Origin of the sequence: Arthrobacter sp. AOP36-A1-22, from assembly GCF_052377615.1 — a bacterium.
Classification (GTDB): Bacteria; Actinomycetota; Actinomycetes; order Actinomycetales; family Micrococcaceae; genus Arthrobacter_H.
Map to the genome: position 1 here is coordinate 149544 of NZ_JBQSWX010000004.1, position 22284 is coordinate 171827.

Annotated in this window: 25 protein-coding genes; 11 read left to right on the top strand and 14 right to left on the bottom strand. The window is 67.8% G+C overall.

The window, feature by feature from the left end; genetic code table 11:
• Genes arsB through ACT3S2_RS04240 form a run of 3 tightly spaced genes read left to right on the top strand, consistent with a single transcriptional unit; the run spans position 1 to position 2940 of the window.
• Positions 1 to 1092: an ACR3 family arsenite efflux transporter gene (gene arsB, locus ACT3S2_RS04230; RefSeq protein WP_444561301.1), complete on the top strand. Its 1092-nt coding sequence runs from the start codon at positions 1 to 3 to the stop codon at positions 1090 to 1092.
• Complete coding sequence (locus tag ACT3S2_RS04235) at positions 1089 to 1553, top strand: arsenate reductase ArsC (RefSeq protein ID WP_444561302.1); 465 nt, start codon at positions 1089 to 1091, stop codon at positions 1551 to 1553. The genes arsB and ACT3S2_RS04235 overlap by 4 nt, the downstream gene beginning before the upstream one ends.
• Entirely contained in the window at positions 1543 to 2940 is a 1398-nt protein-coding gene (locus tag ACT3S2_RS04240; RefSeq protein ID WP_444561303.1) for an FAD-dependent oxidoreductase, read from the top strand. Before ACT3S2_RS04235 ends, ACT3S2_RS04240 begins: the two co-directional genes overlap by 11 nt.
• On the opposite strand, the gene ACT3S2_RS04245 is transcribed toward ACT3S2_RS04240, so the two are convergent.
• Both ACT3S2_RS04245 and ACT3S2_RS04250 read right to left on the bottom strand, forming a co-directional pair.
• Positions 2891 to 3610: a response regulator transcription factor gene (locus ACT3S2_RS04245; RefSeq protein ID WP_444561304.1), complete on the bottom strand. Its 720-nt coding sequence runs from the start codon at positions 3608 to 3610 to the stop codon at positions 2891 to 2893. The two genes, ACT3S2_RS04240 and ACT3S2_RS04245, sit on opposite strands and share 50 nt — an antisense overlap.
• Entirely contained in the window at positions 3598 to 4860 is a 1263-nt protein-coding gene (locus ACT3S2_RS04250) for a histidine kinase (protein WP_444561305.1), read from the bottom strand. The genes ACT3S2_RS04245 and ACT3S2_RS04250 overlap by 13 nt, the downstream gene beginning before the upstream one ends.
• A 133-nt stretch (positions 4861 to 4993) precedes the next feature.
• Between ACT3S2_RS04250 and ACT3S2_RS04255 the strand changes: the two genes are divergently transcribed.
• Positions 4994 to 6022 carry a lysostaphin resistance A-like protein gene (locus ACT3S2_RS04255; RefSeq protein ID WP_444561306.1) on the top strand — a complete coding sequence of 343 codons (1029 nt, stop codon included), beginning with the start codon at positions 4994 to 4996 and terminating at the stop codon, positions 6020 to 6022.
• On the opposite strand, the gene ACT3S2_RS04260 is transcribed toward ACT3S2_RS04255, so the two are convergent.
• From ACT3S2_RS04260 to ACT3S2_RS04285, 6 genes are all read right to left on the bottom strand, one after another.
• The gene (locus tag ACT3S2_RS04260; protein ID WP_444561307.1) at positions 6019 to 7293 is read right to left on the bottom strand and encodes a HipA domain-containing protein; all 1275 of its coding nucleotides are present in this window, start codon (positions 7291 to 7293) and stop codon (positions 6019 to 6021) included. The genes ACT3S2_RS04255 and ACT3S2_RS04260 overlap by 4 nt on opposite strands.
• Positions 7281 to 7505 (bottom strand): helix-turn-helix domain-containing protein, encoded by a 225-nt coding sequence (locus tag ACT3S2_RS04265; protein ID WP_444561308.1) that lies wholly within the window; start codon positions 7503 to 7505, stop codon positions 7281 to 7283. Before ACT3S2_RS04265 ends, ACT3S2_RS04260 begins: the two co-directional genes overlap by 13 nt.
• A 166-nt stretch (positions 7506 to 7671) precedes the next feature.
• On the bottom strand, positions 7672 to 7911 hold the full coding sequence (locus ACT3S2_RS04270) for a hypothetical protein (protein WP_444561309.1): 240 nt from the start codon (positions 7909 to 7911) through the stop codon (positions 7672 to 7674).
• A 110-nt stretch (positions 7912 to 8021) separates the two neighbouring features.
• Complete coding sequence (locus ACT3S2_RS04275) at positions 8022 to 9242, bottom strand: hypothetical protein (RefSeq protein ID WP_444561310.1); 1221 nt, start codon at positions 9240 to 9242, stop codon at positions 8022 to 8024.
• 25 nt (positions 9243 to 9267) lie between these two features.
• Positions 9268 to 10530, bottom strand: a complete 1263-nt coding sequence (locus ACT3S2_RS04280) for an amidohydrolase family protein (RefSeq protein WP_444561311.1) — start codon at positions 10528 to 10530, stop codon at positions 9268 to 9270.
• 136 nt (positions 10531 to 10666) lie between these two features.
• On the bottom strand, positions 10667 to 12199 hold the full coding sequence (locus ACT3S2_RS04285; protein WP_444561319.1) for a SulP family inorganic anion transporter: 1533 nt from the start codon (positions 12197 to 12199) through the stop codon (positions 10667 to 10669).
• On the opposite strand from ACT3S2_RS04285, the gene ACT3S2_RS04290 reads away from it, so the two are divergent.
• The 3 genes from ACT3S2_RS04290 to ACT3S2_RS04300 all read left to right on the top strand — a co-directional run bounded on the left by ACT3S2_RS04290 (position 12171) and on the right by ACT3S2_RS04300 (position 13857).
• Complete coding sequence (locus ACT3S2_RS04290) at positions 12171 to 12701, top strand: hypothetical protein (RefSeq protein WP_444561320.1); 531 nt, start codon at positions 12171 to 12173, stop codon at positions 12699 to 12701. The genes ACT3S2_RS04285 and ACT3S2_RS04290 overlap by 29 nt on opposite strands.
• Before the next feature lie 146 nt (positions 12702 to 12847).
• Positions 12848 to 13141 (top strand): hypothetical protein, encoded by a 294-nt coding sequence (locus ACT3S2_RS04295; RefSeq protein ID WP_444554318.1) that lies wholly within the window; start codon positions 12848 to 12850, stop codon positions 13139 to 13141.
• An 89-nt stretch (positions 13142 to 13230) separates the two neighbouring features.
• Positions 13231 to 13857: an FMN reductase gene (locus ACT3S2_RS04300; RefSeq protein WP_444554317.1), complete on the top strand. Its 627-nt coding sequence runs from the start codon at positions 13231 to 13233 to the stop codon at positions 13855 to 13857.
• A 143-nt stretch (positions 13858 to 14000) separates the two neighbouring features.
• On the opposite strand, the gene ACT3S2_RS04305 is transcribed toward ACT3S2_RS04300, so the two are convergent.
• A complete protein-coding gene (locus ACT3S2_RS04305; RefSeq protein WP_444561312.1) occupies positions 14001 to 14198 on the bottom strand; it encodes a CsbD family protein in 198 nt (65 codons plus the stop codon).
• Positions 14199 to 14544: 346 nt separating this feature from the next.
• Between ACT3S2_RS04305 and hpaH the strand changes: the two genes are divergently transcribed.
• The 3 genes from hpaH (at position 14545) to ACT3S2_RS04320 (ending at position 17577) form a co-directional block, all read left to right on the top strand.
• Entirely contained in the window at positions 14545 to 15330 is a 786-nt protein-coding gene (hpaH, locus tag ACT3S2_RS04310) for a 2-oxo-hept-4-ene-1,7-dioate hydratase (RefSeq protein ID WP_444554315.1), read from the top strand.
• Positions 15315 to 16124 (top strand): HpcH/HpaI aldolase family protein, encoded by an 810-nt coding sequence (locus ACT3S2_RS04315; protein ID WP_444554314.1) that lies wholly within the window; start codon positions 15315 to 15317, stop codon positions 16122 to 16124. Before hpaH ends, ACT3S2_RS04315 begins: the two co-directional genes overlap by 16 nt.
• Before the next feature lie 166 nt (positions 16125 to 16290).
• The gene (locus ACT3S2_RS04320; protein ID WP_444554334.1) at positions 16291 to 17577 is read left to right on the top strand and encodes a cell division protein PerM; all 1287 of its coding nucleotides are present in this window, start codon (positions 16291 to 16293) and stop codon (positions 17575 to 17577) included.
• On the opposite strand, the gene ACT3S2_RS04325 is transcribed toward ACT3S2_RS04320, so the two are convergent.
• Positions 17574 to 18143: a DinB family protein gene (locus ACT3S2_RS04325; protein WP_444554313.1), complete on the bottom strand. Its 570-nt coding sequence runs from the start codon at positions 18141 to 18143 to the stop codon at positions 17574 to 17576. The two genes, ACT3S2_RS04320 and ACT3S2_RS04325, sit on opposite strands and share 4 nt — an antisense overlap.
• The gene (locus ACT3S2_RS04330; protein WP_444554312.1) at positions 18140 to 18544 is read right to left on the bottom strand and encodes a hypothetical protein; all 405 of its coding nucleotides are present in this window, start codon (positions 18542 to 18544) and stop codon (positions 18140 to 18142) included. The genes ACT3S2_RS04325 and ACT3S2_RS04330 overlap by 4 nt, the downstream gene beginning before the upstream one ends.
• 44 nt (positions 18545 to 18588) lie before the next feature.
• Here ACT3S2_RS04330 and purN point away from each other — a divergent pair, with 44 nt between their 5' ends.
• Entirely contained in the window at positions 18589 to 19161 is a 573-nt protein-coding gene (purN, locus tag ACT3S2_RS04335) for a phosphoribosylglycinamide formyltransferase (RefSeq protein WP_444554311.1), read from the top strand.
• Positions 19162 to 19236: 75 nt separating this feature from the next.
• Here the strand turns inward: purN and ACT3S2_RS04340 are convergent, their stop codons facing one another.
• From ACT3S2_RS04340 to ACT3S2_RS04350, 3 genes are all read right to left on the bottom strand, one after another.
• Positions 19237 to 19473 carry a hypothetical protein gene (locus ACT3S2_RS04340; protein ID WP_444554310.1) on the bottom strand — a complete coding sequence of 79 codons (237 nt, stop codon included), beginning with the start codon at positions 19471 to 19473 and terminating at the stop codon, positions 19237 to 19239.
• Complete coding sequence (locus ACT3S2_RS04345; protein ID WP_444554309.1) at positions 19470 to 20813, bottom strand: S8 family serine peptidase; 1344 nt, start codon at positions 20811 to 20813, stop codon at positions 19470 to 19472. The genes ACT3S2_RS04340 and ACT3S2_RS04345 overlap by 4 nt, the downstream gene beginning before the upstream one ends.
• A 113-nt stretch (positions 20814 to 20926) precedes the next feature.
• The gene (locus ACT3S2_RS04350; protein ID WP_444554308.1) at positions 20927 to 22276 is read right to left on the bottom strand and encodes an MFS transporter; all 1350 of its coding nucleotides are present in this window, start codon (positions 22274 to 22276) and stop codon (positions 20927 to 20929) included.
• Positions 22277 to 22284 lie beyond the last annotated feature (8 nt).

Sequence of the window (22284 nt, forward strand, 5' to 3'; positions counted from 1 at the left end):
ATGAACAGCACCGCCGTGCCCACCGACACCGGACACGTCACCAAGAAGCTCTCCACCTTGGACCGGTACCTTGCCGTCTGGATCCTCGCGGCCATGGCCGTTGGGCTCGGACTGGGACGGCTGATCCCCGGGCTGGGGGAAGCGCTGGATTCACTGCAGGTCGCCGGGGTCTCCCTACCCATCGCCATCGGGCTGTTGGTGATGATGTACCCGGTGCTGGCCAAGGTCCGTTACAACGAGACCGGACGGGTCATCGGGGACAAGAAACTGATGATCACCTCCCTGGTCATGAACTGGCTGCTGGCTCCGGCGTTCATGTTCGCCCTGGCCTGGATCTTCCTGCCCGATCTGCCCGAATACCGCACCGGGCTGATCATCGTGGGGCTGGCCCGCTGCATCGCCATGGTCCTGATCTGGAACGACCTCGCCTGTGGCGACGGTGAAGCCGCCGCCGTCCTGGTCGCCATCAACTCGGTGTTCCAGGTCATCGCCTTCGGGGCCCTGGGCTGGTTCTACCTCCAGGTCCTGCCCGGCTGGCTCGGCCTGGAGACCACCAGCGCCGGCTTCTCCGTCTGGACGATCACCCTCTCCGTCCTGGTGTTCCTGGGGATCCCGCTGGTGGCAGGATTCCTGACCCGGACGTTCGGCGAACGAGCCAAGGGCCGCGACTGGTACGAGGACACGTTCCTGCCCAAGATCGGCCCCTTCGCGCTCTACGGACTGCTGTTCACCATCGTCATGCTCTTCGCACTCCAAGGCGACACGATCATCGCCCAACCGCTCGACGTGGTGCGTATCGCGATACCGCTGTTCATCTACTTCACCGTCGTCTTCGGGGCCGGGATGCTCATCGGTCGGGGACTGGGAATGGGCTATGAACGCACCACCACGCTGGCCTTCACCGCCTCGGGAAACAACTTCGAACTGGCCATCGCGGTCGCCATCGCCACCTTCGGGGTCACCAGCGGACAAGCCCTCGCCGGGGTCGTCGGACCGCTGATCGAAGTGCCGGTCCTGGTGGGACTGGTCTATGTGGCGCCGTGGTCGCGCAAGTTCTTCACCCCCGGAACCGAACGAAAGGTCGGCGCATGAGCCAGGCCAAGACCCCGTCCGTCCTGTTCGTCTGCGTCCACAACGCAGGACGCTCCCAGATGGCCGCCGGCTTCCTCACCCAGCTGGCCGCAGGCCGCATCGAGGTCCGTTCGGCCGGATCCCAACCCGCCGAGAGCGTCAACCCGGCAGCGGTGACGGCGATGGCCGAAATCGGCATCGACCTCTCCACCCAACAACCCCAGCGGCTCAAGGCTGAGACGGTGGAGGAATCCGACGTCGTCATCACCATGGGCTGCGGCGACGCCTGCCCCGTCTTCCCGGGCAAACGCTACGAGGAATGGCAGCTCGCCGATCCCGCGGGACAAGGAGTCGACGCCGTGCGGCCCATCCGCGATGACATCCGCTCCCGGGTCCAGTCGCTGATCGACGAGCTGCTGCCGGGAGCCGAAACGGTGGAAACCACACCACAGGAAACAGGAGGAACACAGCATGAACAGTGAGAACACCCTGCCGGTGATCATCATCGGCGCAGGACCCATCGGCCTGGCCGCCGCCGCACAGCTGCGCGAACGCGACCAGGAGGTGCTGGTCCTCGAATCCGGGGCCACCCCCGGGGCCGCCATCAGTGACTGGGGACACATCAAACTGTTCTCCACCTGGCGTTACGACATCGACCCCGCCGCCCGCCGACTCCTCGAAACCCCGGCCCCCGGTTATGCCGCCGACTGGCAGGCCCCGCCGGAGGCCCATCTGCCCACCGGTGCCGAACTCGTCGCCGACTATCTGGTGCCGCTGGCCGAACACCCCGAACTGGCACCGCGCATCCGCTACAACCACCGCGTCACCCACGTCTCCCGCGTCCACCCCGGCGGAAAGGGCATCGACCGCACCCGCACCGCCGGCCGCGAAGACACGGCGTTCCTGATCCGGGTGGCCACGCCCGACGGCGAAACCGAGCTCCTGGGCCGGGCTGTCCTGGACGCCTCCGGAACCTGGAACACCCCGAACCCCGTGGGACGCTCGGGCCTCGAAGCCCTCGGCGAGGCCGAAGCCCGCCGGTGCGGATTCATCACCTCCCCGCTGCCCGACCCGCTGGGCGAGGACCAGGACCAGCTGGCCGGCAAAACCGTGCTGGTCCTCGGCGCCGGGCACTCGGCAGCGAACACCCTGATCAGCCTGGGCCGGCTGCGCCAACGCAACTCCGAAACCCGCATCCTGTGGGGACTGCGCGGTGCCGCCGACCCGGTCCGGCTCTACGGGGGCGGGGCCGCGGACCAGCTCCCGGCCCGCGGGCAACTCGGCGCCAGCCTGCGCCGTCTGGTCGAGTCCGGCGACGTCACCATCGAGGAGGACTTCTCGATCACCCAGCTGGCCTCCGGCGAGCGTCTGACCGTCCGGACCGCCGACGGGCGGGAGTTGACCGTCGATGCGTTGGTTCCGGCCACCGGCTTCCGGCCCGATCTGCGGCCGTTGGCCGAGATGCGGCTGGACCTGGATCCCGCGGTCGAAGCGCCCCGGTCGTTGGGTTCGCTGATCGACCCCGAGTTCCACAGCTGCGGGACCGTCCCGGCCCATGGGGAGTCCGTGCTCGCCCACCCCGAACCCGGGTTCTACCTGGTCGGGGCCAAGAGCTACGGCCGGGCCCCCACGTTCCTGCTGGCCACCGGCTACGAACAGGTCCGCTCCGTGGCCGCCGCGCTGGCGGGGGACCGGTGCGCCGCCGATGCGGTGGAACTCGAGTTGGGCTACACCGGGGTCTGCTCCGGGGAGCCGGCCGAAACGGAGGATGCCTCTTGCGGGGAGGCCACCGCCTGTGGCGCCGAAGAGCAGGATAACCTCACGGATGGCGCGGGGGAACCGGTGGCTGCGGGCGCGGCGAGGAGCTGAGTCCCCGGCCGGCGTCGTGGACCAGTAGGGCGATCTGCACCCGGTTCTCGGCGCCGAGCTTATCCAACACCCTCCCCACGTGCGTTTTCACCGTGGTGATTCCGATGTGCAGGTCCTCGGCGATATCGGCATTGGACAGCCCGCGGGCCACCGCCGTCGCGATGCCTCGTTCACGCTCGGTGAGCAGGGTCATCCTGCGGACGGCTTCGGTATCTGCTTCGGCCCGGCTGTGGTGGGCGGTGGCGGCGGTGACCAGATGCCCGATGGCTTCGGGGGAAAGCATGGTCCCGCCGCCGGCCACATGATGGACCGCCTCGACCAGCCGGGCCGGCGGGGTGTCCTTGAGCAGGAAGCCACTGGCCCCCAGTTCCAGGGCCCGCAACACCAGATCGTCGGTATCGAAGGTGGTCAACACCAGGATCCTGAGCCCGGGGTCCTCGGCGAGGAGTTCCCGGGTCGCGGCCAGCCCGTCCATGGTGGGCATCCGCACATCCATGAGCACGACGTCGGGGCGGGATTCGCGGATCACGTCCAGGGCCGCGGCCCCGTCTCCTGCCTCGCCGACGATCTCGATCAGCGGATCCCCGTCCAGGATGAGCCGTAGCCCGGCCCGCACCAGGTTCTCGTCATCGACCAGCACCACGCGGATGCCTCCGTCTACCGGTTCCATGGGACCCAGGCCTCCACGACGAAGTGACCATTGCCGTCGTCCGCTGCGCTCAGCGATCCACCGGCCAATCTGATGCGTTCCGAGAGCCCGGTCAACCCCATGCCCGAGACCGGGGCAGCTCTGGGGCCAGCTGCCCCGGCGTCCCGGCCCACGGCGGGCATCCTGTCGGTGACGGCATTGCGCAGCGACACCGTGAGCCGTTCACCGGCACGACCGGCCAACCTCACATACACGGTCTGGGCGGGGGCGTGCTTGCGGGCATTGGTCAACCCCTCCTGCAGGACCCGGAACACGGTCCGGCTGCTGGTGTCATCCAGCCCCTCCAGTTCGGTAGCCGACGGCGGGTTCCCCTCCAGGACGGTGGGGGTTCCGGCCTCCCGGCTTTCGGCCAGCAGGGCCTCGAGGCGGCCCAGCGTGGGCGGGGGAGTGGTGGAGTGGGGTTCGTTCGATACCGTGGCCGGATCCCGCAGGACACCCAGGACTTCGCGCAGTTCACTGACCGCCAGATGCGCATTGGCGCGGATGATCCCGGCCGCCTCACTGACCTGTTCGGGCGGTAGATCGGTGCGGTATTCCAAAGCCCCGGCATGCAGGGCCACCAGGGAGAGCCGGTGGGCCAGCACGTCGTGCATCTCCCGGGCGATCCGGGTGCGTTCGTTCGCGCGTGCCTGCTCCAACTGGGCCTGCTGGCTACGCCGGTTGCTGGCCAGCTCGGCCTCCAGTGCGGCACGTAATTGCCGGCGCCCGCCGATATACATCCCGGTCAGGACCAGGACGGCGGTGAACACCGTGCCCAGCAGGGCAAGGATCCACCAGGGCGCTGCCTCTTCGTCGGGCAGGACCGGCATCACGGATTCGGCCACCAGCGAGGAGGTCAGGAACAGCACTGAAACAAACGTGATTTCGCCCCAGCGACGCCGGGTCGCCAGCGACACGATGCCCATCATCGCCGCAACCGAGCCCAACGCGGAGAAGGCCCCGAAAACCACCAGGAGCGCGGTGATCGTGCGCGGGGCCCGATGCCTGAAGGGATAGAGCAGGAAGCACGCGAGTCCCATCAGCAGATCGAGAAGAATGAACCCGGTGAAGGCAGCCCCGGCAGGTCCCGAGGGGTCCAGTTCGAAGACCGTCGCGTAGACGACGATGAAGCCCACGAGGCCGAAGAAGACGACCACCAGCATCCGCCACACGCCGCTCCAGGCCCGGCGGAGGCGGGACCGTTCGGGGGCAGAAAGCTCGGTGGTGGTCATGGTCCCAACCCTATCCAGCGGGTCCCGCCCAGACATCCTCCGCAGGGGGTGTTCGGCGCTCATCCTTTGGGCCGGATGTTTTTCGTCCCGAGGGTCGATGCGCCCGAGGCCGGGGATGGGAAAGGATGGACCCATGATGAGCACCAGCACACCGCACCCGCCCCGGACCAGCGAGACCGCCGCGACCACCGAGACCGACGGCACCGCGCCTCTGGCCTATCACCGGTTGGCCCGCGGATGGGCCGGCTACCGGTGGTGGAAGCCGTTGCTGGTCGGGGTGATCGGTGTCGGCATCTACGTGGGGTTCATGATCGCGGCCATGCTGGGGGTCGTCATCGCAGGGCTGGTCAGCCCCGGATTCGAACGCTCCATGGATCGGGTGCTCAGCGGCCCCGGCCTGATGGACATGAACGATCCCTTCGTCCTGATCCCCATGCTGGCCTCACTGGCGCTGATGATTCCCGCCCTCTGGCTGGCCACCCTGATCCTGGGCGCGAAGCCCGTGGGGCTGCTCTCCTCCGTCGTCGGCCGGCTGCGTTGGACCTGGCTGCTCTGGTGTCTCGGCGCAGCCCTGGTGATCAACGTGATCGCCCAATTCGTGGCACAAGTCCTCCCCGGAACCACGGAGGCAGGCGAATTCAGGTACGACGGAGGAACGACCCTGGCGCTGTTGGCTGCGGCCCTGCTGGTGGTCCCGTTCCAGGCAGCGGCCGAGGAGTACGTCTTCCGGGGCTATCTGATGCAGACCCTCGGTGGCTGGCTGCGGCACCCGGCCTTCGCCATCCTGCTGCCGGTGCCGCTGTTCGTCATCGGTCACGACTACGAGCTGCTCGGCCAGATCGACATCGCCGTCTTCGCGATCGCGGCCGGCTGGCTGAGCTGGCGCACCGGTGGACTCGAGGCGGCGATGGCCCTGCACATCGTCGGCAACGCCAGCATCTTCGTGTTCGTCGCCTTCGGGGTCGCCGACGCCAACGCCGATGACGTCGGCCTCGTGGACCTGCTCCTCTCGGTGGCCGTCACCGTCGTCACCGTCCTGGTCCTGGCCCGGCTCTCTCAGGTCCGCAACATCCAGCGCCGTCGCCGGCCGGAGGCGGTTCCGCTGGGCCGCGTTCCCGAAACCCTCCAGCAGGGCAAAGGAGCTGCGGAACCGGAGCGTTAGGCCCAGCCGAGTCGTTCGATCCCAGCCACCTTGTCCAGCACATGATCAGCGAAATCCGTGGCGGAGTCGTCCGCTGCCACGAGCTCGTCTCGCGCCCGGCTGAATGCCTGCAGGGCGCCGAGGCGCTGGCGTTCGACCTCGTTCTCGGCCCAGTGAGGATCCAGGCGCAGTGTCTTGGCTGCCGCGGCGAGTTTCACGGGACTGATGGCCTGGAACCGGTATTCGCCGCCGACTTTCATCGCGGAGTGAGTGGTACTTCCTTCAGCGCGGTAGGGGGCGAAGGTTGCCAGGTCGTAGAGCGGCGATGCCCTCACCCGGTCGGCGTCCAGCATGAGGGCGAAGTTCTTGGCGTGCGCGTCCGTGCATTCCAGGGTGATATTGAAAACCAGCCACTGGTAGAACGCGGCAGCAGCGGCTGTGCGATCCTCGGCGACGGGAAGCCCGGCGAATAAACGGGCTGCTTCGGCCACGCCGGGACCGCCGTCTTCGCGTTGGTATTTTTTCTCCGGCAATACGGACAATGCCTGGCACAGGTCCTCCTGGTGCAAGCGCCGCCACACGCCGCCCTCTTCGGAGCGGTCATACCTTGTGGTCACGAATGCTCGGACGACGCCGAAATTCTCTAGCCATGTTTCGGCGACGTTGAGTCCCAAATGCGTGGCGGCCTGCATGGTGAGGTGCTCGACGATGTCGATGCGTCGAAAATCCCCGGCGACTGGCTTGAGGATGTGAGTGCTGGGCATCGCCCCGCGCGGTGCCGCCCAGCGGCCGTCGGGGGTGCGGCAGAGTGCTGTCTTGGCCTGGGCGCCAGCCAGGCTGAACCTGCCCATCCTGGCCCCGGGCGCATGGCCGTCGCGGTACTCCTCAAGGACGGACTGGAGCTCGCGTTCCACATCTACCGTCTCGAGTGTGTCCATGCCGTAGCCGGACCCTCCGTCGCTGGGCCGCTGTCCTGGGGGAAGGATCTGCAGGGCACCAGCGACGTCGGCGCCCATATGCTGCAGGAGTGCGAAGGGGTTTTTGGCGTTGGCGCCGAACCGGCTGGCCATGGCCCTGCGTGCCGTCTGGTTGTCGGTGAGGAGTCCTTCGAAGAACGGCAAGGTCGTGCGCTTGGGGTGGTCTGCGAACGCCAGCGGCATGGACAGCGAGAGGGGGGTGGCGTGCGGTAGTTTCTGGTAGCCGGAATCATAATGGAACGTGAGGTTTCCGGACGGTGCCTGCCTCAGCTCTCCGGCAAGTGTTCCGTCGAGGAAGACCTTTAGAACTGCCATGGTTCACCGTCCGGATGGGTGAGTTGAAGGCGGGCATCAAGGGCGTCGAGGCAGTTCAGGACGAGGAAGAAGTCCACGTTCGGCTTGCCGTTCTCCAGGTTGAGGAGCCAGCGACGTGATACCCCGGCGCGATCAGCGAGTCCCTGTTGGCTGAGTCCGGCTTCCTCGCGCATGCGACGCACTGCCATGCCGAACTCTCGGGTGGTTCTCACGTGGGTAGCCTTTCACCGGGCCGCAAAGCCCGGGCCTCTCTACATGTGAACGATCGTGCACTAAATCGATAGTGCATGTTCGTACACTATATCAATTGTGCACGATTGTGCACAAGGCTAGGCGTGGGAAAGAGCCAATGCCTGCGTAACCCAGCGCACCCGCCCCTTAGTTCCCGAGGCCGACTTCCAGGGTCGAGCCCCCGTAACCATTCTCCAGGTCGCGCCCTTGAACGGTGACCGTGGAGACGTCGTTGGGGATCTGGACCCTGGTCTGGGTGCGGGTAAAGTGTTGCTGGGCCGCGTGGTTGTACGTCAATGTCATCTCGCCGAAAACCTGATCACCTGCCGTGACGCGCCATCCGTCGGCATGGCGTTCCGGCGAGTCGTAGGGCGAACTCAGCGTCATCTCGAACGTCCAGGTTCCATCGCCGCCCTGGGTCGCGGAGGCGTCCACGATATCGGGAAGCCGATCCTCCGCGCTGTCGGCGTGGCCCGCCCCGGAGGCTTGGGCCGTCGCTAGAGCGTGGTCACCAGGATGGAGGCGACCACGATCGAGGCCGTGGTGACCGTGGTGAAGCCGGCCACCAGCATGGGGGTCACCAATTCGTCGAAGATCGCAGTGCGTTCGCGCTCGTCCCGGCCCACCGAACGGGACACCTCCTGGCAGAGCATGAAGTCCCCGGGGAAGCCGAAGAGCGCCGTCAACGCGATCGGCATGCCCTTGAGCGGATCCCATTTGAAGATCTTGGAGGCCAACCAACCGCCGAGCATGATGCCCACCGCCCCGACGACCAGAATGAGGATCGCCGGGCCGATGGTGGCCTTCACGGTTGCGAAGGTCACCGTGCTGATCGAGGCCATGATGACCACGATGACGGCAATGAGCCCGAAGCCGAAGGCGTTGGCCTTCTCCATGGCCTTTTCGGGGAAGATCCCCAGCACCCGGCCGGCCAGGCCCAGCAGCAACGCCCAGACCCCGTAGTTCAACCCGGTCAACGCATCGAGCCACGTGGCCAGGCTGGCGGCAACGAACAGCAGGAACAACAGGATCGAGGGCTGCTGGTACTTCGCCGGCACCAGCTGGAAGCTGCGCCGCGGCGCCCGCTCCAGTACTGCCCCGGCCGCCACGGCAGGGTCGACCTCGCCGGCGTGCCCGGGCCCCGAGGTATCCATCCCGGTGGCCGGGACGTCGAAATCTCCGCGGTCGCGCATCTTGGTCGCATATTTGCGCAGCAGGACGTTGGCCAGCGGCAGCCCCACCAGGCTCTGCAGGCCCAGCACGATCGCCGCAACCGCAATCAGGGAGTCGAAACCGGCCTCGGTGAGCTTCTGTGTGGTGATCAGGTAGGCGATGAGCCCACCGGTGACCGGCCCCGTGCCGGCGACCGCCGTCGGATACCCCAGGATCGGGCTGAGCACCACCAGGATGAGGATCGCGCCGAACACGATCCCGGTCAACGCGATCAGGATCGCCTTGTATTGGGTCTTGATTTGTTGCAAGGGGATCAACGTGCCCATATGGGTGATCACCGCCCCGACCAGGACGGCCCCCACGGTGGTCAGTGCGGACTTCGGGATCAGGTCCGGCGGCAGCACCCCGCCCCATAAGAGCACCAGGTAGCCGGCCATGATCACTAGCAGCGAGGGCACCCACGCTTTGGTGATCAGGGACAGGAACTCGGCGAAGGCCAGCAGCGCCAGGATGATGGTGACGACGTAGACCGGTGATTCAAACATGGTGGCTCCCTGGCCGCGGTGGGCGCTAGTGCTGCTGCGTGGGGGCGGGACCGAACTGTTCGATCCCGTCCTGGAAGACCCGCTCGATCATCGAGTGCAGGTCCGTCAACTGATCGGTCGATTCCAGCTTCCCGTTCAGGACGACGGCGTCGGCTACATGGTGCTCGGCCAGCCGTCCCACCGAGGCCTCCGGGGTGATCAGTTCCCCGGCCACCGAGGTGGTGGAGGCCAGCACCTGTTGCAGCGACATCCCCGCTCCGGCGAGCAGGGCCAGTTCCTCGAGGTTCTCCCCGTGGACGCCTACGCCGGAGTCGGTGCCCATGCCGATCTTCACCCCGGCCTCGATAGCCCGGGAGACCGAGGCGAGGTGGTCGTCGTAGACGCGGTAGGCCTTGTCGATCACCACCTGGGACAGGCCGCTGGTGCCGGTTTCTGCCTTCTTGATCACCGCTGCCGGGGCGGCAAGCGTGGGCACCAGGTAGGCTCCGCGGTCCAGGAAGGCCTGGATGGTTTCGTCGTCGAGGTAGATGCCGTGTTCGATGGTCCGCACCCCGGCGTCGAGGGCATTGCGGATCCCTGCGGTGCCCTGGGCGTGGGACATGACGTATTTGCCCTGGGCCTCGGCCTCGGCCACCACGCCCCGGATCTCCTCCGGACTGAACTGGGAGTGGCGCGGATCGTCGGCGGGGGAGAGGACGCCGCCGGTGGAGCAGATCTTGATCTGGTCGGCCCCGGCCCGCAGCATCTCCCGGGTGGTCTTGCGGACTTCCTCCACCCCGTCGGCGACCCCGCTGGGCCGGCCCGGGTGGGCGCCGAGGCCAGGATTGCAGACCCCCGAGGGCATCCACGAATCACCATGCCCGCCGGTCTGGGACATGATCGAAATCGCCAGGCGCAGCCGCGGCCCCTTGATCAGCCCGCTGGCCTGGGCGACCTTGGCCCCCAGATCCGCCCCTCCGGCATCGCGGGCCGAGGTGATCCCCGCCCTCAAGGTGGCTTCGAGGTTACGCACCGATTCGTAGAACTGCAGCGAGAAGGGTTCGGCGAAGTTCTGTAGCGACCCGGGGTTGGAGGAGGTGGCATGGATATGCAGGTCGATCATCCCCGGCAGGACGGTCTTGCCGGTGCAGTCGATGACCGTGGCCGCAGCGTATTTCTCGGCGTCGCCGACCCCGGCTCCGACGGCGGCCACCAGACCGTCGACGAAGACGACGTCGGCCGGTGCGGGGAGGAAATCCCCGCCGTCGAACACATGGGCATTTTTGAAAACCGTGGATGCTGCGGGCATCGAGACCTCCTGGCCGTGGCGGGTGGCACCGCCTGTCGGCGGATGCGTGCTCCGACCTTAAACCCGGCCCCGGGGCTTCACCAATAATTGTGTGAGGCAACTACTTTATGACGTCACGGCCTCGATCCGGCTCCGGCTACCCGCCCAGCTTGCCCGCCATGCGCCGGCGCATTTCCAAGCTGGCGGTGTTCAGTCCCCGGACCGAGGCGGTCTTGCCGTACTTCTCGTATTTCTCGGTGATGGAGTCCAGTGCGGCGATGGTCGAGGCATCCCAGAGGTGGGAATCGCTCAGGTCGATCACCACGCGGTCGGGGTCCCCGGCGTAGTCGAACTGGGTGTAGAGGTCGTTGGAGGACGCGAAGAACAATTCCCCGTGGACCCGGTAGGTGGCGACCGGTGCACCGTCGTCTTCCTCGACCTGCCGGTCGACGGTGACGAAGTGGGCGACCCGGCGGGCGAAGAGGACCATGGCGGTGAGCACGCCGATGCCGACCCCGATGGCGAGGTTGTTGGTGGCCACGGTGCCGATCACGGTGACGACCATGACCGTGGTTTCGCTCTTGGGCATCATGGCCAGTGTGGAGGGTTTGATGGAGTGCCAGTCGAAGGTCGCCACGGACACGAAGACCATCACCGCCACCAGCGCGGCCATGGGGATCAGGGCCACGATGTCGCCCAATGCCACCACCAGCACCAGCAGCAGGGCCCCGGCCAGGAACGTGGAGATGCGGGTCCTGGCCCCGGAGGCCTTCACATTGATCATCGTCTGGCCGATCATGGCGCAACCGCCCATGCCACCGAAGAACCCGGTGACGAGGTTCGCCACCCCCTGGCCCCAGGACTCCCGGGTCTTGCTCGAGCGGGTGTCGGTGACATCGTCGACGAGCTTGGCGGTCATCAACGACTCCAACAACCCCACGAAGGCCATGGCCAGGGAGAACGGGAAGATGATCTGCAGGGTCTCCCAGGTCAACGGGACGTTCGGGAAGACCAGCCCCGGCAGGGAATTGGGAAGATCACCCTTGCCGCCGACGGTGGGCACGTTCATCGAGATCAGCACGGTGATCAGCGTGATCACGACGATGGCGACCAGCGGGGCGGGAACCGCGGTGGTCAGTTTCGGCAGACCGAAGACGATGAGCAGGCCCAGGGCCACCAGCGGGTAGACCAGCCAGGGAACGCCGAGCAGTTCGGGGACCTGGGCGGAGAAGATCAGGATGGCCAGCGCGTTGACGAAACCGACCATCACCTGGCGGGGGATGAACCGCATCAGCTTCGCGACCCCGAGGACTGCCAACACGATCTGCAGGACCCCCGCCAGCAGCACGGCGGCAATGAAGTAGTCGGTCCCGTGGCTGGCCACCAACGGGGCGATCACCAGGGCGATGGCCCCGGTGGCCCCGGAAATCATGGCCGGACGCCCACCCACGAAGGCGATGGTGACGGCCATGGTGAAGGCGGCGAACAACCCGACCCGCGGATCGACCCCGGCGATGATCGAGAAGGCGATGGCCTCGGGGATCAACGCCAAGGCCACGACCAGCCCGGCCAGGACCTCGGTCTTGAGCAGCCGCGGGGACTTCAGGGTGCGCAGGACCGACTGGCGTTCTTCGGGAGTCAGTGTCTTGCTGGGGGTTTCGATGGCCACCAGGGCCTCCGTTCGGGTCATCGTCACGGTGCGGCGTTCAGGATGCTGCGGGGATGTCAGGGGTGCGCTGCGCTGCGCGGCCGGGAAGGAGATCGTGCTGCTGGGCATCCGGCCCGAGTACTTCGAGGATGCCTCCCTGGTGGAGGAATCCAAATTGGTCCACGGCAATGCCTTCAGTGCCGAACTGACCCACACGGAGTGGTTGGGCAACGAACAATACGGCTACATCGACTTCGACCCTTCCCCCGAGGTCAAGGACATGCTGGACTCCCTGGCCCGCGACCTGGATGCCGACGAACTGCGCCCGCAGGTGGTGGTCACCCTCGACGCCGCCAGCCGGATCCGCGGGGGGCGGGTCTGCGAACTCTGGCTCGACACCCGCCGGCTGCACATCTTTGATCCGGCCACGGGGGAGAACCTGACCCGGGACGCGGACGCCGGGGCCGCGTTGACCGAGGAGGCCAACCAGGAACGGGCGGAGGAAATCGAACGGGCCTCCCGCGAAGCCGCCGAGGCCGGCTGAGCCGCCCCGGGGGTCGGGCCCCGGTGGAAGGCGCCGTTTCCGGGCCCGCCACCGGGGCCTCCCTTGTGGAGTACGGGTTTCCGGCCTACCGTGGAAGTACCCATTCGGCTCGTCCGGGGCCGAATCGGCTTTCGAAGGAGAGGGTCATGGGGTTCACACATACGGTTCCAACCGGAGGCCGCCCACCACGGGCCGCCACCGCCGATTTCCGCATCAGGGGCAGCGCGATGGCCACCGGCGGATTACTGGTCCTGATGATCTGCGCGCTACTGAACGCAGCGGTCCTGGGCAACGCCGATACCGGTGGTTCGCTCGGATTCGGCCTGCTGATCGGCATGTACATGCTGGCCTACGGCATCGTGAAACGACTGAGTCTGAGCTTCCCGCCGCGGCCGGGGACCAGCACCGGAGACTCCCGCGAACACCACCCGGCTGACTAGCGGCGGGGTGCCCTGAAGGGAATACTCCTGCCACGAACGTGGTTCCATCTGCGCAGGCAATGAACCAAGGTGAGTGGCAGGAGGCCGTCATGGGCGCATCGATCGTCGTTGTTTCCGGGGGACTGGGGGTGCCGTCGTCCTCACGTATGCTGGGGGACCAACTGGCCAGATCGACGGTCTCCGCCCTGGCCGCCGACGGAATCAGCGCGGAAGTCCAGGTCATCGAACTGCGTGAGCTGGGAGTGGACATCGCCAAGGCCATGGTCGCCGGATGGGTCTCCCCGCAGCTGGAGGAAGCGATCGAGGCCGTGGGGTCGGCCAACGCCGTGGTCGCCGTCAGCCCGGTGTTCACCGCCTCGGTCAGCGGGTTGTTCAAATCCTTCCTCGACGTTCTGGATCCCACCCTGTTGGACGACAAGCCCGTCCTGTTGGCCGCCACCGGTGGATCCTCACGGCATTCGATGGTGATCGACTACGTGATGCGCCCGATCTTCGGCTACCTGAGGGCCAACACCATGCCCACCGCGGTCTTCGCGGCCCCCGGGGACTGGTCGGACGGGAGTGGGTCGGGAGCCTTGGCCGAGCGGTCCGACCGGGCCGGTGCCGAGCTGGCCCGGGCCCTGGGTGGTCGGCATGGCCTGTCGGCGGCCCGGCAGGACCCGATGGAATCACTGCCCTTCGAACAACTGCTGGCCGAGATCCGACCGGAAGCCTAACCACCCCGGACGCACGTGAGGGGCGGACCAATCGGTCCGCCCCTCACGTCCATTCAACCGCTAACGCCAGGCACGCCCACGTTCCATGGCCCCCTCAAGGGAAGATGCCGCGAGCCAATCCAGCGCCGCCGTCGTGCTTTGAATTATTCGCCGGTCAGGCCGTCCTTGACGTCCTTCGCGGCGTCCTTGACATGCTCGCCGGCCTGCTTGGCTCCGGCGCTGGCCTGATCGCCCACGCCCTCCGCCTGCATGCCTTCGTCGTCCGTGGCCTTGCCGAATGCTTCCTTGGCCTTGCCCGAGAGTTCTTCGGTCTTATTCGACATCTTGTCTCCCAAACCCATTGCGCATTCCTCTCATCGGTATTGCTCAGATGGCGGCTCCGTGGAGCCGTCGTGCCGGCCGACGACCTCAAGGCCGTGCACGATGTCTTCCACGTTAACGCCGTGCAACGGATACGTCTAGCTGTGGGGCCCGCAAAAACGCTCGGAAATCGAGGTTCCGACGATGGGTCCCCGCCATGGTGGGGATGCAGGATTTTCCGGCGGGTTCGAAGTCGGGGTATGACCTCCGTCACCGGCGTGATCGTATACGATGTCAGCAGGACGTGGGTGGACGGCACCCCGTGCGCGCGGCCGCCCCGCAGCCCGCAGACCGCCGCCCGACAGGATCAGGAAGGTACTTTCCGACATGCTTGACGACGAGACCATCACCTCCATCGCCGACGAACTGGTGGAGGCCGGCCGCAGCCGGACCCCGGTGAAGCGACTGACCTCCCGGTATCCGGAGATGACCATCGAGGATTCCTACCGGGTGCAGAACCTGTGGCGCCAACGCAACGAGGCCGCCGGCCGGCGCCTGGCGGGCCGCAAGATCGGGCTCACCTCCCGGGCCATGCAGGCCGCCACCGGGATCACCGAACCGGACTACGGGATCATCTTTGATGACATGGTGCTGGAGAACGCCTCAAGCATCGAATGGAAGCAATACACCCATCCGCGGGTGGAGGTGGAACTGGCCTTCGTCCTCAAGGACGACATCACCGGCCCCGGGGCGACGATCTTCGACGTGCTGCGCGCCACCGAATACGTCACCCCCGCCCTGGAGATCCTTGACTCCCGCGTGGAGATGGAGGGGCGGACCATCGTGGACACCATCAGTGACAACGCGGCCATGGGGGCCATGGTCCTGGGCGGACGCCCCGTGGCCCCCGACGCCGTGGACCTGCGCTGGGTCTCGGCGATCCTGTACAAGAACCACGTGGTGGAGGAGACTGGCGTCGCCGCCGGGGTCCTGAACCACCCGGCGTCCGGGGTGCATTGGCTGGCCAATAAGATCGCCCCGCATGGTGACGGTCTCAAGGCGGGTGAAATCATCCTCGCCGGATCCTTCACCCGACCGATGTGGGTCAATGAGGGCGACACCGTCTTCGCCGACTATGGAGAGCTGGGAACGATTACATGTCATTTCGCGTAGAACCCGATCCGTCCTTCAAGGACGTCCTGGCCACGGCCGACCGTCCGCTGGCCGGGATCTGGATCTGTTCGGCCTCCCCGCTGGTGGCCGAGATCTGTGCCGGGGCCGGGTTCGATTGGGTCTTCATCGACGCCGAGCATTCCCCCAATTCCCCCGAGACCGTCCTGGCCCAGCTCCAGGCCGTGCGCTCCTACCCCGTGATCCCGGTGGTCCGTCCTGCGGTGAACGACACGGTGTTGATCAAGCAGTACCTCGATGTCGGCGCCCAGACGCTCATCATCCCGATGGTCCATACCGTCGAGGACGCCCAGGCCGCCGTGGCCGCCGTCAGATATCCGCCCCACGGCGTCCGCGGGGTGGGATCCGCGCTGGCCCGTTCGGCGCGGTGGAACCGGGTCCCCGACTATCTGGAACGGGCCTCGGACACGATCACGCTGATCGTCCAGGTCGAATCTGCCGAAGCCGTGGACAACGCCGCCCGGATCGCGGAGGTCGACGGGGTCGACGGGATCTTCATCGGCCCCTCGGATCTGGCGGCCTCCATGGGACTGATCGGCCAGCAAGGCCACCGCCGGGTCGTCTCCGCCGTCGATGCCACGATCGCCGCGGTGAAGGCAGCCGGCAAGTTCGTCGGTGTCAATGCCTTCGGGGAGGCGGCGGCGTTGCGCTACATGGACACCGGAGCCGATTTCGTCGGCGTCGGCGCCGATGTCGCGGTCCTGGCCCGCGGGACCGAGGCGCTGGCCGGGAAGTTCGTTCCCGCCGCGAAGGGCGCCACCCCCGACAGCTACTGATACCGCCTCCGGCGCCCTTCGGCGTCGTACTCTGCGGCCCGGGTCGCGTCGCTCGCCCGGATCGGGGACGGCAAGTGGCACGATTGAGACGATGAAAAAAGACCAGCAGTCCGGGGCCGGCCCGGAGAAGGCGCGGGAACCGAAGACGGCACGGGGGCGTGGAGCCATGGCCTCCTGGCGGGAGTCCTTCAGCGAGGGCCTGCCGATGCCGCTGTGGCTCCAAGGAGCCCTGGAGTTCATCCAGTGTGCCTTCCTCTCGGCCCTGCTGGTGGTCGTGCCGTTGGTGGGTGTCTGGTTCGCCGGAGGATTCGCCGAACGGACGCTGGACTCCGTGTTCAGGATGTGCGGGCAGGTCTGGCTGCTGATCCACGGGGTGCCGTTGCAACTGACCCTGACCGGGGAGGACTCACCGGTCGTCACGACCGGGATGCTCACGCTCATCCCGTTGGGTTTGACGCTCATCCCGTTCTTCCTGGCCTGGCGGTCGGGCCGACGCATTGCCCGGGCTTCCTATACCGACCAGCTGTGGCAAGGCATCGCCGGGGCCCTGGGCGCCTACCTGCTGGTGGGACTGATCACCGGCTTCGCCGTCCCCACCGAGGAGGTCGGAGTCAATCTGGGCGCCGCCGCGCTGATCCCGTTGATCCCCGCTGGGCTCGGAGTCGTGATCGGGGCGCGGCGCGAGGCCGGGTCCTGGGGCCGGCTCATCGGCGTGGACTTCGTGGAGTGGATCGCCGCCACCAGCCAGCATTCGCGCTGGACCGGTTCCTACCTCTGGTCCGTCATCCGGGCCGGACTGCTCGGGTACGTCGCGGCCTTCGCGCTGGCCGCGCTGGCATTGACCGCCGCCCTGGGCCTGAACTGGCTCGACATCTCCAACATCTACCAACAGCTCCAGCCAGGGCCGGTCGGCGGGTCGGTGCTGACCGTCGCCCAGCTGGGCATGATGCCCAACCTGGCGTTGTGGGCCCTGGCCTGGATCAGCGGTGGCGGGATCACCCTGGGGGTCGGCAGCACGATGGGCCCCTTGGGCACCGCCGTCGGACCGTTGCCCGCGGTGCCGTTCCTGGGGGCCTTGCCAGCCGGGGACCTCGGAGCGGCCTGGGCCTTCATGCTGTTGCCGGTCCTGGCCGGGATCCTGGCCGGCTGGTGGTTCCTGCGTGAAGGGGAGAACCACTTCGAGGACTGGCTCTCGATGCGGCTGAACACCCGGTGGCTGTCGCTGGCCCTGTCCACCGTGCTGCTGGGGCTGTTCATCGGCATCGTGACCGGTGTGGTCTCCCTGGCCGGCAGCTGGCTGGCCGGCGGATCGCTGGGCATCGGGCGTTTGACCGACGTGGGCCCCAACCTCTGGATGACCGCCCTGCTGCTGGCCGGGGAGGTGGGCCTGGGGGTCGTCATCGGCTACCTGTTGGCCCCGCTGCTCGAACGCGATCCGGTGCTGGAGGACTAGACCGCCGGGTCCCGGCCGTTCACATCGTGCAGATGGTGGGCGATGTCATGCCAGGTGTACCGGGCCAGGGTCTCGACCGTGAAAGCCGCCCCGTTGCCGCGGAGCCCGGGACGGTCCAGATCGCGGTTGAGGACCGAATCGAAGGCATCGGCCAGCCCCCGTCCGGCGGCTGCGAGCTGGGTGGCGATGACCCGGGGGGACTGGTCGGCGTAACCATCCTCCAGCGCGGTGGCATCCTGGTCCCAGTCGGGGAACGTCGGGGAGTCCTCCATATGCATCAGATCCAGCCGGTAGTGCATCACCTTGAACACGTCTCGCACATGCGCCGCGTACTCCAGCGGGCTCCAGACCGCCGGTTCCGGACGCACGGCGACATCCTCCCGCTGCAGGACCGCCGCCCAGCGGGGCAGACAGGTGCGCAACGCGATGGCGATGTCCTGGGGGCTCAGCGCCGAGACGTCGGTGCCGCATTCGGGACAGGCCCGCTCGATGGTCCAGGTCCAGTCCTTGGCGTCGGGGACCGGCTGGATGTCCTCATGCGGTGCCGGGTCGGAGGGGCTGGTCATGATCCGATCACTCCTTGGAGGGTGGAGAGCTTCTGGTCGTAGTCGTGTTTGCATTGGGCCTGGGACCGGTCGGTGACGGTGGTGGCCATGCACTGTTCGTAATCCAGGGTCGGCTGGTAGAAGAGCACCTGGGTGGAAGTGGAGACGGTGAAGAGCAGGCACGCCAGGGTGGCCAGCGGCAACGTGATCCGCAGGACGCCGGGCAGCTTGCGCCGGAAGACCTTCACCGAGGCGACGACCCCGGCCACGATCCCTGCCAGCCCGAAGACCACCGAGGCGATCTTCCAGGGCAGGACCACCGAGGAGAGCAGATAGGACAACAAGACGAAGAGGACGACGGCTCGGATCCATCCGCTCACGGCGGCAATACGCTGGGCGACGTCCTGTTCTGGTTCGGGCATGCCCTCAGCCTAGTCCGGACCGCCGGAGCACCTAAACTGGTGCCATGCGCATTGTGATCCTCGTATCCGGGACCGGTTCCAACCTCCAGGCAGTCATCGATGCCGTCGCGAGCGGGGAGCTGGACCTGGAGATCGCCGCGGTCGGCGCGGACCGCACCGGGACCGGAGGCGTGGCTCGGGCCGCGGCCGCAGGGATCGAGACCTTCGAGGTGCCGTTCAAGGAATACACCGACCGCGCGGCCTGGAACCACGAACTCACGCGCATCTGCCGGTCCCACGCCCCGGACTACGTGGTCTCCTCGGGGTTCATGCGCATCGTCGGCGAGGAATTCATCACCGCCTTCGACGGGACCTACCTCAACACCCACCCGGCCCTGCTGCCGGCCTTCCCCGGCGCCCACGGGGTCCGCGACGCCCTGGCCTACGGGGTGAAGGTCACCGGATGCACGGTGCATATCGCCGATGCCGGGGTCGATACCGGCCCCATCCTGGCCCAGCGCGCCGTGGAGGTCCACGAGGACGACACCGAGGACACCCTGCACGGGCGCATCAAGATCGCCGAACGGACCCTGCTCATCGAGACGCTGGCCTCCTTGGCCGACCGGCACACCGTCTAGGACCGTCCCGGGCCCAGGCCCGGGGGAGGAGCGGCCCCGCCACCTTCCCCGGTGGCGGGACCACGTGTCGGCCGGCTACTGGATCCCGGAGTCCGGGTCGGGTAGCCGGTGGATCAGTTCGGCGGTGACGGAGGCGACGCCGCCGATCGCTTCGAGTCCGGCCATCCGCTCCGCGGCGATGGTGCCGGTGATCATCGACAAGGCCGGCAGGACCCGCTCGACGATCATCCCCGCGGTGGCCAGTTGCCCGGCGACCTCGGCCGACCGGCCGGCGTAGGGCTCCGTCAGGGTGACCGTGACCCGTTGGCTCATGGGGAGGGAGCCTCCGGTGGTGCCGGGGCGGCCTCGTCGCCTTCGTCGCCGTCGCCCCCGGGGGCCGCCGGTTGCGGGGCCCTGACCAGTCCGGCGCCGACATCGGCGGAGGCGGCGTCCAGACGTTCGCAGCCCTGCACCAGTTCGGCCCAGAGCTCCCGGCCGCGCAGGCCGGTGGACGCGGCCAGGACGGCGGCGACCCCGGCGGCATGCGGGGTGGCCATGCTGGTGCCGCTGATCGTGTTGTAGCGCTGGGGCATGGGCCAGGAGGAATAGACCTCGACGCCGGGACCCGCCACATCGACCTGCCCGCCCTCGGTCGCCCCGGAGCGGGCGGAGAAATCGGCGATGGCCAGCTGCTGATCGACCGCCCCCACGGCCATGATGTAGGGGCTGTTCGCCGGGGTCCCGACGAATCCGGGGTTCCCCGCGGAGCGTTCGGCATTATTGCCGGCCGCCGCGATGATGAGCGTGCCACGGGCCAGGGCCCGCTTCCCGGCCGCCACATAGGGCGGGTGGACCTCGGCGACATCGGCGCCCAGCGACATCGAGATGACGGCGCAGCCCTGGGTGATGGCCCAGTCGATCCCGGCCAGGATCCCCGCGTCGCCGCCGGAACCGGAGGCGTCCAGGACCTTGCCGGCATAGATCTCCGAGGCATGGGCCACCCCGTATCCGGGGCCGGTCCCGGGGGCGCGCGGGCCGCAGGAGGTGCCGATGCAGTGGGTGCCGTGCCCGTGCCCGTCCTGGGCGTCCTCGCCGTCGACGAAGGATTCGGTCACGATGGTGCGGCCGGCGAAATCCGGATGGCCCGTATCGAAGCCGGTATCCAGCACGGCCACCTTGATGCCCTCGCCCGAGGCCTCGGAGGTCGCGGCTCCGGTGGCCTGCAGGCCCCAGGTGAATTCGGCGGTATCGGCAAAACCGTCGGCCGGTGCCGCCGGGGAGGAACCGGTGGCGTCGCGGGAGACGGCGTCGGGGGCGGCCTCGGAGCGGTGCCGGCCGGCCTGCCCCGGTTCCAGGACGTGGTGGATCAGTTCGGGGTAGTAGTGCAGGCCCCGCTGGGCTCCGACCGAGCTGGTCCGCAGGGTCTCGAGTTGGGCGTCCTCCGCCGCGACGACGGCCATGCGCAGTTCCGCGAAGTAGGTTCCCTGCCCCTGCCGGGCCGCGGCGGACCGCTCCTCGGAGGTGGCCAGCGAGGCCAGGTCACGGGTGTCGGCCACCCGGGTCATGCCGCCGGCGGCCAGCAGGTCCAGCGGGTCCGGGTCATCGTCGTCGAACACCACGATGTAGCGGCCGGTGTGCTGCCCGGACGGACCGAAAAAACCTGGATCCAACATCCGTTGCCTCCATCGTTGCGACCGGGGAGTCGCCCCGTACCTCGGGGCCTGGCCCCCTTACGGTCAGTGTAGCTGCGCCCCGCGGGGGTGGGAATGGTCTGTGGGACCGGGCTTCAGCGCAGGTGGGTGCCGCGGGTTTCCGGGGCACGCAGCCCCATCCAGCCGACCGCGAGCAGGACCAGGGCGCCGGCGACGAGGAAGGAATTGGCCAGCCCGAACACCGGCCACAGCCAGGCGAAGAGCAGCGGCCCGAAGCCTGCCCCGAGGCGGCTGAAGGAGGAGGCCCAACCGAATCCCGAACCGCGGAGTTCGGTCGGATAGAGCTCGGAGACGTAGGTGTAGAGCACGGGGATCGCGATCTGGATGATGAACCCGAAGACCAGCAGCCAGGCCACGGCCACGGCGGGCTGGGACAGCGAGAGGGCGACGAGGACCAGGACGAGGGCGGCCAACGGGCCGGTGACGCCCAGGAGCCATTTACGGCCGACCCGTTCCACCAGCAGGGCAGCCAGCACCACGCCGGCCAATCCCACGGCCGCCATGCCCGCGGTGCTGAACAACGCCGCGGATTCACCCATCCCGGCGTCGAGGAGGATCGAAGGCATCCACGTCAGGGCCAGGTAGTAGACGAGCAGGACCGTCAGGAAGAGCGACCAGGCGATGGCCGTGATGCGCCAGTTGAAGGCCCAGACCCGTCGCAACTGGTCGACCCACGCCCCGGCGGAGAACCGCGGCACCGAGCTCGCCGAGGGCAGCGTATAGGGTTCCACGGCGGCCCCGGTGCGCCGGACCAGACCGTCGATGACCCTCGAAGCCTCACGCCGGCGGCCCGCCCGGACCAGGAACAGCGGGGACTCCGGGACCGAACGGCGGATCCAGAAGACCAGCAGGGCCGGCAGGACCATGACCAGCAGGATCAGCCTCCAGTTCCCGGTGCCGGCCTGGATCACCGCGGAGACGAAGAACGCGGCGGCGGCCCCGACGGGCCACCATCCGTCCATGGCGGTCAGGACCCTGCCGCGGTGCCGGGCGGGGGTGAATTCCCCGACCAGGGCATAGTCCACCGGGATGCACCCGCCCAGTCCCAGCCCGGCAAGGAAACGGCAGGCGGCAAAGAAGACGAAGTTCGGCGACAGGGCCCCGGCCACCGTGAAGAGGGAGAAGATCAGCAGGGTCCAGGTGAAGGCCTGGCGGCGGCCGATCCGGTCCGCGATGGTGCCCCAGAGGAAGGCGCCCAGGGCCATGCCGATCAGGTTCGCGGTCCCCAGCCAGGCCGCCGTCGTGCGCTCGAGCCCCCATTCCTGCATCACCAACGGGATGAGGGCGCCGTTGAGGGTGACATCCCAGGCGTCGAACATGAAGCCGAGCCCACCGATGATGAAGATCTTGCCTTGGACGCCCCAACGCCAGGGGAGTCGTTGGACGATGTCGTCGCCGGAGGCCAGGGTGCGGTACTCGTTCATGGGCAGGC